11 protein-coding genes are annotated in these 12,734 nt (G+C 45.5%); 1 reads left to right on the top strand and 10 read right to left on the bottom strand.

Annotation, left to right across the window (positions count from 1 at the left end; genetic code table 11):
* Positions 1 to 245 precede the first annotated feature (245 nt).
* From ACFPFU_RS20160 to ACFPFU_RS20115, 10 genes are all read right to left on the bottom strand, one after another.
* A complete protein-coding gene (locus ACFPFU_RS20160; protein WP_377067488.1) occupies positions 246 to 617 on the bottom strand; it encodes a hypothetical protein in 372 nt (123 codons plus the stop codon).
* A gap of 43 nt (positions 618 to 660) precedes the next feature.
* Positions 661 to 1,725: a CgeB family protein gene (locus ACFPFU_RS20155; protein WP_377067486.1), complete on the bottom strand. Its 1,065-nt coding sequence runs from the start codon at positions 1,723 to 1,725 to the stop codon at positions 661 to 663.
* Between the two features lie 74 nt (positions 1,726 to 1,799).
* Positions 1,800 to 2,918, bottom strand: a complete 1,119-nt coding sequence (locus ACFPFU_RS20150) for a CgeB family protein (protein ID WP_377067484.1) — start codon at positions 2,916 to 2,918, stop codon at positions 1,800 to 1,802.
* Positions 2,919 to 2,933: 15 nt separating this feature from the next.
* Positions 2,934 to 4,046: a CgeB family protein gene (locus ACFPFU_RS20145; protein WP_377067482.1), complete on the bottom strand. Its 1,113-nt coding sequence runs from the start codon at positions 4,044 to 4,046 to the stop codon at positions 2,934 to 2,936.
* The gene (locus ACFPFU_RS20140; protein ID WP_377067480.1) at positions 4,043 to 5,149 is read right to left on the bottom strand and encodes a glycosyltransferase family 4 protein; all 1,107 of its coding nucleotides are present in this window, start codon (positions 5,147 to 5,149) and stop codon (positions 4,043 to 4,045) included. Before ACFPFU_RS20140 ends, ACFPFU_RS20145 begins: the two co-directional genes overlap by 4 nt.
* On the bottom strand, positions 5,136 to 6,146 hold the full coding sequence (locus ACFPFU_RS20135; protein ID WP_377067478.1) for a Gfo/Idh/MocA family protein: 1,011 nt from the start codon (positions 6,144 to 6,146) through the stop codon (positions 5,136 to 5,138). The genes ACFPFU_RS20140 and ACFPFU_RS20135 overlap by 14 nt, the downstream gene beginning before the upstream one ends.
* Positions 6,147 to 6,156: 10 nt before the next feature.
* Positions 6,157 to 7,170, bottom strand: coding sequence for an MDR/zinc-dependent alcohol dehydrogenase-like family protein (locus ACFPFU_RS20130; protein ID WP_377067476.1), 1,014 nt, complete (start codon positions 7,168 to 7,170; stop codon positions 6,157 to 6,159).
* On the bottom strand, positions 7,167 to 9,215 hold the full coding sequence (locus ACFPFU_RS20125; RefSeq protein ID WP_377067474.1) for a GDP-mannose 4,6-dehydratase: 2,049 nt from the start codon (positions 9,213 to 9,215) through the stop codon (positions 7,167 to 7,169). The genes ACFPFU_RS20130 and ACFPFU_RS20125 overlap by 4 nt, the downstream gene beginning before the upstream one ends.
* Positions 9,216 to 9,258: 43 nt before the next feature.
* Complete coding sequence (locus tag ACFPFU_RS20120) at positions 9,259 to 10,374, bottom strand: NAD-dependent epimerase/dehydratase family protein (protein ID WP_377067472.1); 1,116 nt, start codon at positions 10,372 to 10,374, stop codon at positions 9,259 to 9,261.
* A 12-nt stretch (positions 10,375 to 10,386) separates the two neighbouring features.
* On the bottom strand, positions 10,387 to 11,082 hold the full coding sequence (locus tag ACFPFU_RS20115) for an SDR family oxidoreductase (RefSeq protein ID WP_377067470.1): 696 nt from the start codon (positions 11,080 to 11,082) through the stop codon (positions 10,387 to 10,389).
* Between the two features lie 489 nt (positions 11,083 to 11,571).
* Between ACFPFU_RS20115 and ACFPFU_RS20110 the strand changes: the two genes are divergently transcribed.
* The gene (locus ACFPFU_RS20110; RefSeq protein WP_377067468.1) at positions 11,572 to 12,729 is read left to right on the top strand and encodes a zinc-dependent alcohol dehydrogenase; all 1,158 of its coding nucleotides are present in this window, start codon (positions 11,572 to 11,574) and stop codon (positions 12,727 to 12,729) included.
* Positions 12,730 to 12,734 lie beyond the last annotated feature (5 nt).

Genomic DNA, 12,734 nt, shown 5'->3' with positions numbered 1-12,734 from the left:
CTTTTATTTACAAATAAATAACTAAACAAATATGGGGAAAAAACTACGCAATTCCTCCAAGGAGGAATTACGCCGTCCTCAAAAACCTGTTTGTCAGCAGGTTAGTCCTTAAGTTAACGGAGGTGGATAGAATATCGGGGGGGAAAACATGCGAGATTCCCTGCCTGCATGCTGAAGTGCATTACGGCACGCAAGCATGTGACCTTAAAAAAACAATTATAAACAGATGAAACACCACGCCCGGTTTATGCTTTTCGTTTAAGCCAAATAATCATCCAGAAAAGCACCAGAAGGGACTGGGCAAATGCATCCGTTAAATATACGGGATGAATGGTGCCGCGGGCCACATAATGGATATCCACGTAGATGAACCCAAGCGCTGCAAGCACAGCCAATAGTTTCATGGATAAGGACCGGTCATTGTAATGGGCTTCCAGCAAAAAGGCAGTGCCCACCATGGTGATGATCACGCCAACGGTCTTCACCAGCCAAATTTCCAACTTAGGGCCGGTGACCCACATAAAGCTTTCTATATGTATCAGCGGCCATATTCCTGTAAGCAAATAGTACCAGCCCTGAAGCATCAACAAATTGCGACTTTTTATTACGCTTGCCATTGGAACTTAATTATGGTTTATTCAGAATACGTGACGTTTGCTGTTATCGATTTATTATTTCTTTTGTATAAAGAACCAATTCTGAAGCCCTGATTTGTGAAGTGTGGTGCTTAAGGATTTTTTTCCTTGCATTTTTTCCGATTTTCACGGCTTCTTCCGGTAAAAGGTCTTGAAGATAGACAAGTATATCCTCCGTATCCTCCACCAACAATATCTCCTGGTTTGGCGTGAAAAAAGAATCCAAACCATTCCAGGTGTCCGAAATCACAGGTGTCCCGCACGCTGCTGCCTCAAATAATCTCACGCTGGGAGAATAACCCGCTGCAATCATATCTGATCTGGTGAGGTTCAAAGTGAACCTCTGGGAGTTATAGAATTCACAGTGCCGGTGGGGTGGCAGGTGTTCGATCGTCTCCACATTTGCCGGAAAATCCACTTCCGAAGGGAATTTGGGTCCCGCCACCACAAATTTGCTGGCCGGTAATGTTTCAGCCGGCTTTATAAGCAGTTTATCAAGGGGCGGCTGCCGGTCCGGACTGTATGTGCCCATATAGCCCATGAGCCATTTTTTTTCCAGGCTCAGCGGATAGTACATGTCAATATCAACTGAGCAGTAAAGCGGTTTGGCATTGGGTGACTTCCATTTATCTTCCAATTCATCCAGAATAGGACCCCCGGAAAAGGAAAGATAGAGATCGTATTTTGGGATTAGCGCCGGGGAGAGGTAATCGCAGTTACCGGATTTTAGCCGGGCCAGGGTCACCGGCGTATCGATGTCATAGAATGCCACGACTCCCTGTGCCAGACGCTGTACCCATTCGCCCACCTGGATTCCATCGTGGACATAAGAGCCGACTATTACCAAATCCGCATTTTGCACATTGGAAGAAAAGTCAGATTGTAAAGATTTAAATGAATCGTAGACACCCAGTTCGCAAAACGAAGGATGGGGCAGGTCGCGGTTGGCGGCATAGAAAGGGGTGTTGAACTCCAAAAATAAAACGGAATGCCCTAAACTGGTAAGGGCTTTTACCAGCGAACGGTAGGTAGTGGCATGTCCGTTTCCCCAGGAGGAGGTAATGGAAAGCCCGATAATTACGATTTTCATGGTGGCAGTTTATTTATCAGTGGTCATATGGAACAGGAAAGTTCTTTTCCTGATATTATTCTCATGGTGGTATTTCAATTGATTTTTAAAATATCCTGTCCTTCCTTTTTTGCCCCGTATTCTATAAACAGTTGATGAAGAAACTTCGCCCTGTGGGAATAGGTATGTATTTTACGTACTTTTTCAAAGGCTGCCTCACCGATTTTTTTTGCTTTTTCCTTGGTGAGGCCAAGCAGTATTTTTTCCACCTCTTTTCCGCTATCGGCGACTAAGATTTCCTTTTCCGGTTCAAAAAAGGTTTCTATTCCGGGCCATTGGTCCGTAATGATACAGGCTCCGGCACCGGCTGCCTCGAAGACACGGGTGGCCGGTGAAAACCCATAAGTAGCCATGCTGTCTCTGCTGATATTCAGAACTGCCAGAGGACTACAGTAAAAGGCATTATGGTCGCGTGTATAGACGTGACCTTTGTAGGTGACGTTTTCCGGAAAATTTAAGTCATGCCAGCCGCTTCCCCCGAGCAAAAATGTCTTTTGAGGCGTCCTTTTGGCTACATCCAGAAAATAGTCCCTTACCCTTTTTTCCCTATCCGGAAGCCGGTTCCCAAGAAAGGCGAGATCCGCCGAGAACGCTTTCTTGCGGGCCACGGGAAAGTGGGTCGATGTATCCAAAGCATTATAAACAGGGAAACACAAAGAAGCCCCTTGCTCATGATAGGCTTGTGTTACCGGATCCCCGCCTCCATAGGTCAAAACCAGATCAAATTTGGGAATTTGATCGTGGAAGGGATCCGTATCATTTCGGTGTAGCCTGTCAAGTGTGGCAGGTGCATCCACATCCCAGAAGATGATGAGGTTGTTTTCGTTTTTGAGCGATGGGACAGATTTTTCCAAATAATCATCAAATACACCCACGCCGCTGGCTTTGACAATAATATCGGCGGAAGCCGCCTCTTCCAGACATTTATCCAGTGCTGGCAGCGTCGATTCGTAGATAACCACCTTGCACCAACCCGGGTCAGCGATATCCCTGTGCCGTTGCCGGTCGAGGATTAAGGGTTCATAAAAAGTGGTGGTATACCCTAATTCGGCGAGCGCTCTGATCATTCCCCGATAATAGGTCGCCGCACCGTTCCAATAGGCGGAGACGATGCTTGATCCGAAGAAGGCTATCTTTTTTTTTAATGTTTTCATAATTAATGATGCGGTTTAATTAATAGGTATGGATTGTTGCAGCCTCAGTTGCGAGACTATGGTTTCCAATTGCCCGACCCTGTGCGAACAGGTGTGTCTGTCCAGAATCGTATTATTGGCGTGTAAAGAAAGAGCATCCGCTTTGGAATGGTCCTCCAGCAAATCCTGTATATGCTCTCTCATTTTCTCCCCATCAGTGGCGGGAAGGTAATCTTTACCTTTCTGAAACAATGCTTCTGTATCGTGCCAGGGAGAACAGATAAGCGGTATTCCACAGGCCATGGCTTCGAACGGGCGGATGGTAGGAATGCCGTGAAGCAGTTGTACATAAGGTTTCCGGGGGATGTGTAAAGTGACTTTGTATTTGGCAAGCGTCTCGGGCACTTTGTAATTCGGTAACCACCCTCCATAAGCGATGCCCGCGGCTTTCAATTCCCTTAAGGCATGGTCGGGATACCTTACACCATATACTTTTGCTTTAACCCCTAATTCTTTTACAGGCCGGATGAGAAATTCCATCAGTTCGTCTTCTCTTTCCTTGTCACCCCAGTTTCCTATCCAAACCAGGTCCCCTTCTTTTTCGGCTTTGGGATAGGGTTTGAAGCGTTTTACATCAGCGGCCTCGTGCCAAATCCAGACGTTGGGAAACCAATTTTTTTCGTCGTATAACGATTTTAGAACTTTGCCAAAGACGAGTGCGCCGTCAAAATCCGAAAAGTCGAACTGTTCCATCTCCTTCGGTTTTGAGATGGCGCGGTGATGTGTATCATGAAATAAGAGGAGGAATCCGTGTTTTCTTTTTATTCTTCCGAGGATTTTAATCAGGTGGGGAGCATTCCATTCGTGGACGATGACCAGATCCGAATCCTCAACGATGAATTCTATTTCATCGCGGTTGTCGTCGTCATAAAAGGCGCCCTTCAAATTGGGATAGTACTCCTGAAATTGATGAATGGTTTGCATGCCATGGTCCAACAACATATTTCTGAGACTCCATCCGTTGTAGGGTTCATAGACGGTGACTTCGTGATTTTTCGCATGGAGTTCATCAACAACACCTCTTAAGAAATGGGCATTTCCGTGGTTCCAATCGGAGAACAGGGAATGATAAAACATGGTAATCTTCATGATGTTAAAGGTTTATGTGATTTAATAAGATAATGATAAAGGGAAATATACTTTTCCGCCATTTGGAGAACATTGTATAGCTTTGACCGTTTTTTGGCTTTAAAAGATAGGTTTTGCAGCACCAATCCATTATTGATGATCTGATTGAATTTGGCGATTGCCTCTTCCGGATTTTTAAAATCCACGAAGCAAGCTGCATCATTCCATAGCTCCCGAAAAGTGGGCTGGTTCTGAAGAATCAGGGTGCAACCATGGCTCGCTGCTTCCAATACGCCTAATCCAAAAGGTTCATAAAGAGAGGGTTGTGTGTAGATGATGGCTTTTTGAAGCCAGGCTGCCAGTTCGTTTCTTTCTATGTTTCCTAATAAATGGATATTATCGGCCGTGAAGGTTTTTCCGGTAACGGGATCGTTGAGATCACCTGCCACATAAATGGGCCAGTCGATATAGGGGGCGATTTTGTCCAGGGCCCTGATATTTTTGCTTTCATCCCACAGCCTTGCGGCACAAAAAATCAGCGGTTCTTTGGGCAAATAGGGAAAATCCAACTCCTCTGTGCCGTGGGGGATTACCATTGACGGACTGTAGATGTTGTATACTGTTTTTGCTTGCTGCAGAATAGCATAGCTTGGGGCTATGACCATATTGGAAAGACTCAACGCTTCTTCCACCTTCTGCCTGTATGTTTTCCATTGGAGCGCTTCAGGCTCATGCCCGTACACGGCTTTCCACCAGGTCATTACACACGAATGAAACACGGTGACAATGGGGCAGTCCCATCGGTGTAATACCTGGCCAAAATTATTAAAATGGATAAGGTCAGGTTGTATTTCTTTATACAGATCAATGAGCCATGTTTTGGCAAGTTCCACATCCTCCCATGGCAAAGGCATCCACTCTAACTTAAAACTACTTTCATAAATGATGACATTGGACACTTTTTTAACTTCTGCTTTTTGTTTGTCAGAAAGTGTTCTTCCAAGGGTGGCTAGGTGGATCTCCACATTATAGGGAGCCAGGCACTTACTCAACGTCAGGGCATAATTCCATACGCCGCCCAGGGTGTCAGCGGTCATCAGTATTTTGAGTTTATCCTCTTCCATATATGCGATCAATGGTTTTGGTTATAGAAAGGATTTCCTTTGAAACCTGTGGATCGTAGCCGCGGCCTTCATGAAGTTTTTGCAGCCATTTTATACCGGCTCTGCCTCCCCAGTCATCATCCGGCGTATCGATATACCGGCTTTTTGTCCCCTCATACTTTTCTGCCCTAAATTCATAAAAAGAGCCACCTGAATTCTTAAAGGCTGCGCCTCCTTTGGTTCCATAAAAAACAGCCTTGATAATGGCATCTTTTCCGGCATGAAGGTTCCATGAGCATTGCAGGTTAAATGAAGTGCCGGGGGATTGTAGACAAACATGGGCATAATCTTCCGGTTGATTGTGGGCCTTGTTTTTCGCGAGGCGTCTGCCCTGATGAAAAAGGTCACTTTGTACGTCAATGATTTCCGGAAAACTTAAACAATGAAAAGCCATATCGAGCAAATGGATTCCAAGATCCATCACGCACCCTCCGCCTGAGAGGCCGGTATCATAATACCAGTTTTTGTCAGGACCATAGGCATTGTGAAATACCAAATCCACGGCGAATATTTCTCCCAGATTCCCGGATTTTACGGTGTCCATAAGATACCGGAAGGCCTGGCAGTGGCGATAGGAGAAATCGACTTCCAGAAGTTTGTCGTGATCTTTGGCAGCATCCAGGATTTTTTGAACGTCCGTGGATGTACAGCCAAGTGGCTTCTGACAGAAGACCGCTTTACCTGCTTCCAGCGCATTGATAGCTTGGCGGGCATGCAAGGCACTGGGCGTGGCAATGACCACCCCGTCTATCTCAGGATCGTTTATTATTTCATCTTCGGAACGGATCCGGGCGCCGTTGGTGCATGCCTGTAGGGCTGCTTTTGCATTTATTTCCGATGGCTCACAAATCTGGCATATCTCGGCCATTCCGGAATCCGAAACGGCTTTGAGGCGGTTAAGGCCTATCCAACCCACGCCTATGAACCCTAGCCTCGTTTTTCTCTGCGGTTTTTTCATCGCCAGGAAGTCAAAAAGTAACAATGCCTTTCACAAAACCATCCGGCCTGCCTTCCAGGTCGTGGAAAGCCTCTGTCAGGTGATAGCGATCGTAGCTGTGGGTAAACAGCGGGAATGGGTTTAACCGGTTTTCCGAAATGGCCTGTATGGCCTCATTTATGCCCTGAATATATACATGTTGCTCTCTTTCATGAGCATTGATCATATCAATACCTCTCCAGTTAAGAAGCTGCATGTTGATCCGGCGCATCCCGTCCTGATGAAACCCGGCTACGATCAGCCTGCCCCTGGTTTTGGTCAGTTCTATGGCGAGGTTTAACGGCCATTCCTTGCCAGTGACCTCTATCACACAATCACAAAGGCGTTTCTCTGTCATCATATTGACCTGGTCGATGATTGCTGTTTGGTCGTCCATGAGGATCACTCCATCCGCGCCATAAGCTGTGGCCATATCCAACGAAAATCTGCGGCGGGAGACAGCGATCACTCCCGCTCCCTGGGCTTTTGCCAGTTGTATTAACATTAAACCCAAAAAACCGGCACCCACTACGGCAACAGTGTCCCCCTTTTTTATCCTGCTTCTTTTGAAGACGTTCATGGTGCAGCCGAGAGGTTCACCCGGGAAATGTTTGCCCAAAAGAAAAGGGGGCAGCTTAATTACATTTTCCGCATCGGTAAGGACATGGGTGGAAAGGGCCCGGGTACTTAATGTAGCCACGCGGTCCCCGGGACGAAAGTGAGTTATTTTTTTTCCTGCTTCTACCACAGTCCCCCAGCCTTCGTGACCCGGTTCCCCGGGGTTTAGGGGATAGGAGAACCATTCTCTTCCTTGCCACACGGGGAGACTGGATGCACAGATTCCGCATCCTTCCATCTGAAGGATCAATTGGTTTTCCAAAGGAGGGGGGATTACATATTTTTCCAGATGGATATTTCCCGGGGATTTTATCACCGCACTTTCCATTAACGCGGGGTCCTTGGTCAGCCCTTCTGTTTTTCCGGTGGATGTTTTAAGCTGATTCATACGGCAGTGGGTTTTTTATAAATTCCATTGGGCGAAAAAGGCAGGTTCAGCGGTGTGGGATGGTGGATAAGCCAGGAATACAGTTCGTTCATACCCTTGTGGATAGAGTAGCTGGGCTTCCATCCTGTTTTATCGTTGAACTTACCAATATCTGAAACATAATAATCCTGATCTCCAAGACGTTTGGGTTCAAAACGGATTTGGGGCAGGGAAGGGACCAATAAGGATGCGTAATCCAACACCTCTATTAAACTGGCCATATTAGCTGCTCCTCCGCCCATATTGAATACTTCCCCTGCAATTTTATCGATGTGCCCGGTGGCGAGACACATGGCTTCTATGAGGTCTTCAACAAACAGAATGTCTCTGACTTGTTTTCCATTTCCATAAATGGTAATGGGTTTTCCCTGCAGGCACCGGATAAGAAAATGGGCCACCCAACCTTGGTCCTCCGTGCCGAACTGGTGTGGTCCATAGATACAGCTCATTCTAAAAACCACGGTTTGCAGCCCAAATGAGCGGCTATAATCCAGGATATATTGATCCGCGGCGCCTTTTGAACAGCCATAGGGACTGTAAAGATCCAAAGCCCTCTGTTCGCTTATACCCGAATTCAAGTTATCATTCACAGGGACATACCGCTTTTCAAGTTCGATGAGCTCTATGTCTTCGAGATTCCCATATACCTTATTGGTGGAAGTAAACAACAGGGGAGGATTATTCCCGGATTTTCTTATGGCTTCCAGAAGCTGGAAAGTGCCCTGCAGGTTGACTTCAAAATCATGACCAGGGTCCGTTAAAGAGGATGTCACCGCAACCTGCGCCGACAGGTGATAGATTTCCGTGGCGCCTGCCACGGAAGTTTCCAGGGTCCTGGTTTCTTTTATATCGGCTATTTGGATGAGTAGCTTATCTCCGAAATTGTCATTTAACCATCGCAGGTTATGAAGGACATTCGGCCGTGAAAGGTTGTCATATATCATCACCTTCTTGCCTTCTTTGACCAGTCGGGCTGCTAAATTGGTTCCTATAAATCCTGCGCCTCCGGTTATCATGACATAAGGTTTGAGGTGATTCACGTAGTAGGATTTCTTTAAATATTCCTGATGCTTTAACCGGCGGGTGGATTTACTCTCTTCCAGAATTTTGTAAAGCAGTTTGCCCGACCCGTCCAATTTTTTCAAGCCGAAGAAATATTCTCTTTCATCCAAATGGAATCCACCGATGGTAGACTGCGCGGGGTCTAGATCGTACAAGCTGTACCAATAAACCCTGCTTACTTCATTTTTATCAAGGGATTTTATTTTTTTATATTCTTCCAACTGTTTCATTTCATCATGCTGCCAGGTGGAAAATCCGGTTTCAGATATCCAAATCTGGGTCTTATCGGCGTTATTTTTTTTCAAAACTTCCTTCACCTGCTCCAGATTATAATCCCATCCCAGCCATTGTTGGTCAAATACATCAGGGAAAGCATGCAGGCCTATCGCATCAATGTATTTCATGGCGCCTTTGTCAAACATCAGTTGCAGCCAATTTGGATCGATAGGACTCATTCCGCCCAGCAAGGTTTTTTTACCCCTGTGCTTGGACCAATAAGCGGCCATGTTAATCATGGAAGAGAATTTTTCCCAGGAGGTATCCAGGGTGAAATCATATTCCAGCCGGTTATTGGGTTCATTCCACAGCTCTACCCATTCAAAACAGTCTCCATAACGGCTGATCATGACATCGATGAAATCCGGATAGGATTTAAGGGATTGTGGAGGAGACGAGGTTTTTGGGACCTCGGCGATTGACGGTGGAGTGTATAGAAAACACGGCAACAAATCGACTTGGTTTTTGAGTCTATCAAACAGCCAATCATACCAGTCGGACGCTCCAATATGCCAATCCGCCCAGGAAATCCCTGTTCTTAGGTGGCTTATTCCCAGTGTTTTTAGATCCTCAAGGGTTTTTTCAACGTGGTCATATTCCCCAATCCTGAACCATTCAAGAATTCCGATGGTAGGTTCTTTTAAGTTGTGGTTTTTTGTTGGTTTCATGGCGAATTCATTATAAAGGGTTCATGTAAGATAATTGGTACTCTCAAAGCGTAAGTCCCCTAAGCTCCAATTCTTCTTTGGCCATATTGACCCTGTCTATAGCCAGTTGTGTCCGCAACCATTCTGATAGTTCTTGCAGTCCATCTTCGAGTGAAATTTGCGGAGAATAACCAAGAAGCCCGGCGGCTTTAGAGATGTCAGCAAAACAATGCCTGATATCCCCCTTCCTGTATGTGGCGGTAAGTTGATAGCCTACGGAAGTCTTATCCATTATTTTGGCAAGCGTGTCGGCTATATACCGAACCGTATATTTTTGACCACTCCCTATATTAATGGCTTCTCCGTTTACACTTTCGCTTTCCAGGGAAAGTAGGCAGGCTCTGGCGACATCCTTTACATGTACAAAATCCCGGAGCTGAAGCCCGTCTTCAAAAATGAGGGGGGGATGGTCATTAAGCAGTCTTGAAGCAAAAATAGCCAGCACGCCTGTATAAGGATTGGAAAGAGATTGCCTGGTTCCGTATACGTTAAAAAACCGCAAAGCCGTAGTGGGGATATTATAAGCTTCACCCACCATCATGCATAGCCTTTCCTGATCATATTTGGAAAGTGCATACACAGAAGAAAGGTTAGGTTTTTTTTCTTCATTAACAGGAAGCGGTTCCAGCAAGGAGCCGGTGTGGTCATGGATATCCCAAATCCCCTCTTTAAGCGCCGAAAGATCACGTCGGCAATTGTCAAGCGTATTTCCGGATTTGGAATCAAGATACAGACCTTCACCATAAATGCTCATGCTGGAGGCCACGATCAGTTTTTGTACAGGATGATCCACCAATGCCTCCAACAAAGTCGCGGTTCCGAGGTTGTTGGTTTCGGTATAACTCCTGATTTGATACATGCTCTGGCCCACCCCTACTTTGGCGGCAAGATGGAACACGGCGTCAACTCCTTTCAGGACCCGTTTCAGGACAATAGGATCCCTTACGTCCCCGTAAAAGAATTCTGTATTTTTATTCAAATAAGATGGAAGTTTACCGCCTTCGTGAACCTGAGGAGATAAGTTATCGAGTATCCTTACAGCATAACCTTCCCTGATCAATTCATCTGTGAGGTGGGAGCCTATAAAACCGGCTCCTCCAATTATCAATATCCTTTTCATATTATAAAGAGATTAAAATTCCTGTGCTTCCGGTCGAATGATTATTTTGTTGATTACGAGGTTTTCGGGACCCCTGATGACGTTGATGATCTGATCAGCCACATCTTGTGGGTTTAATCCTGCAAGTGGAAAGTCATCCAAACTCCTGTTTCCGGCCAATTCATTATTGAAAAACTCGGTGGTGGTAATACCTGGGCTTACTATGGTGACTTTGATATCAGGATGAAGCTCCACCCGCAGGGTTTCGGCAATGGTTTCCAAAGCGATTTTGCTTGAACTGTATATGCCCCCATAGGGGTATATTTTTCCGGCAGCCACTGAGGAAATAAAGATGATGCGGGCGCTTTTGTATAATTTCATTTCAGGCGCAAATGCCCTTATCATACGCAGCGCACCCATTATATTGGTGTTATATACTTGATGCCATTTTTCGGGATCCCCCTCATCCAATCTTTCGTGTACACTTATTCCGGCGTTTAACACCATTATTTCAGGTATATTCCAATTGGATTTTACGATGTTGTATAGATTTTGAACATCTTCAGCTTTCGCTACATCACATTCTAAAAAACTCACCATGGGATGGGATTCCACCGGAGGTTGTTTATCGGCATTAATAGTGGCAATGCCAAGCTCAGCGATGGCTTTGACGATCGATTTGCCGATTCCACTACTGCCTCCTGTAATCAATGCTGTTGAAATTTCCATGGCCGAATGTCTTTTAACCACATTTACCGGGTGATCGTCCTGTGGCGGTTCCTGTCTCTGGTTCCTGATCAACTTTGATGGGAGAAGAAGAACCAAACTCATACCAATATTTGAAAAATCGAGTTGTATGTTAAATAGATTGCAATATTTATATTTATTATTGTTTGTATTATAAATGTTGGCAATTTTCTTGTGTGGGTATTGTTTCAAAAGGATCAATATGTTACGGATAAGCCCCAATTTGACTAAGGGGTTAAACCTGGCGGTCTTTTATTTTAGGATCGGAAAAAAATAGCCTGTTAGTGCTGGGGTGCAGAAAGCTTGGCATATCCCGTGCATGCAAATTTTATCTAAACGGAGCGGTTGTTTTATGAAATATAATGTGGGTTTCCAAAAAGCAGTCCCTCCCCAATTGGGGGTACGGCAATCGGTGGCAGTTTGATTGCGGGTGGAAGGTATAAAGCTAAATGTTAATTTAATTTCTATGTTATGAAAGCTGCTGTGTTTCACAAAATGGGGGATATAACCGTGGATACCATTGAGGATCCGGAAATAGAACATCCTGAAGACATCATTGTGCAGGTGACCTCCACAGCCATATGTGGTTCTGATTTACATATTTATAATGGGTTTGTTCCCGAAACCAATGATTTTGTCATGGGGCATGAATTTATGGGCAATGTGGTAGAAGTAGGCTCAGGCGTGACCGGTTTCAAAAAAGGAGACAGGGTGATCGTGCCCTTTCCCATAGCCTGCGGAAGTTGCTTTTTTTGCAACCATGCCCTCCATCCTCATTGCGAGCAATCAAATCCCAAAAAATATGGACCTAACGGGGACTTGATGGATAACAAAGGCGGAGGTATTTTCGGTTACACCGGTCTGTATGGTGGATATAACGGAGGACAGGCTGAGTATGTCAGGGTACCCTACGCCAATACCGGGCCACGGAAAGTGGCGGATCATTTTTCCGACGAACAGGTCCTCTTCCTCACCGATATCTTCCCCACAGGCTGGGCGTCTATCGATTGGAGTCAAATAAAAGGAGGCGAAACTGTTGTCATATTTGGCTCCGGTCCGGTGGGATTAATGGCTCAAAAGGCAGCATGGCTACAAGGAGCCGGGAAGGTCATAGCAGTGGATCCGTTGGATTATCGGTTGGCTTTGGCCAAGAAGACCAATGATGTCATTGGCATTAATCCTGGCTCTGCAGATGTCAAAGAAACGGTAAGGGATATGACAGACGGAAGAGGAGCCGACGTATGTGTAGACGCGGTCGGAATGGAAGCGGAACGGAATTTGTTTTCAAAAATAAAGGCCACATTGAATGTGGAAAAAGGAAGTGTTGATGTGATGAATCAGTGTTTTGAGGTCGTAAGAAGAGGAGGGATGGTCTCAGTGGTAGGGGTTTATGGAAGCCCTTACAACAATTTCCCCGTCCATAGGATATTCGATAAAGGTTTGACCATTCGGATGGGACAGGTACCTGTTCAGCATTACATTGATCAATTAATGGACTTATTGGAGACAGGAGAGGTCGTCCTTCATGATATCCTTACCCATACACTGCCATTGTCAGAGGCGCCAAATGCCTATGATATTTTCAAAAAGAAAAAGGATAATTGTACAAAAGTGATCTTAAAACCCTAAATGGC

This window comes from Negadavirga shengliensis, from assembly GCF_042652345.1.
Taxonomy (GTDB): Bacteria; Bacteroidota; Bacteroidia; order Cytophagales; family Cyclobacteriaceae; genus Negadavirga; species Negadavirga shengliensis.
Note: the sequence above shows the minus strand (reverse complement) of the source record. Positions and strands in the feature narration are given on the sequence as shown.

Bases quoted from the DNA above. Each gene is read 5' to 3' on its own strand.
- ACFPFU_RS20160 (WP_377067488.1), bottom strand. From the start codon at position 617: ATGGCAAGCGTAATAAAAAGTCGCAATTTGTTGATGCTTCAGGGCTGG.
- ACFPFU_RS20155 (WP_377067486.1), bottom strand. From the start codon at position 1,725: ATGAAAATCGTAATTATCGGGCTTTCCATTACCTCCTCCTGGGGAAAC.
- ACFPFU_RS20150 (WP_377067484.1), bottom strand. From the start codon at position 2,918: ATGAAAACATTAAAAAAAAAGATAGCCTTCTTCGGATCAAGCATCGTC.
- ACFPFU_RS20145 (WP_377067482.1), bottom strand. From the start codon at position 4,046: ATGAAGATTACCATGTTTTATCATTCCCTGTTCTCCGATTGGAACCAC.
- ACFPFU_RS20140 (WP_377067480.1), bottom strand. From the start codon at position 5,149: ATGGAAGAGGATAAACTCAAAATACTGATGACCGCTGACACCCTGGGC.
- ACFPFU_RS20135 (WP_377067478.1), bottom strand. From the start codon at position 6,146: ATGAAAAAACCGCAGAGAAAAACGAGGCTAGGGTTCATAGGCGTGGGT.
- ACFPFU_RS20130 (WP_377067476.1), bottom strand. From the start codon at position 7,170: ATGAATCAGCTTAAAACATCCACCGGAAAAACAGAAGGGCTGACCAAG.
- ACFPFU_RS20125 (WP_377067474.1), bottom strand. From the start codon at position 9,215: ATGAAACCAACAAAAAACCACAACTTAAAAGAACCTACCATCGGAATT.
- ACFPFU_RS20120 (WP_377067472.1), bottom strand. From the start codon at position 10,374: ATGAAAAGGATATTGATAATTGGAGGAGCCGGTTTTATAGGCTCCCAC.
- ACFPFU_RS20115 (WP_377067470.1), bottom strand. From the start codon at position 11,082: ATGGAAATTTCAACAGCATTGATTACAGGAGGCAGTAGTGGAATCGGC.
- ACFPFU_RS20110 (WP_377067468.1), top strand. From the start codon at position 11,572: ATGAAAGCTGCTGTGTTTCACAAAATGGGGGATATAACCGTGGATACC.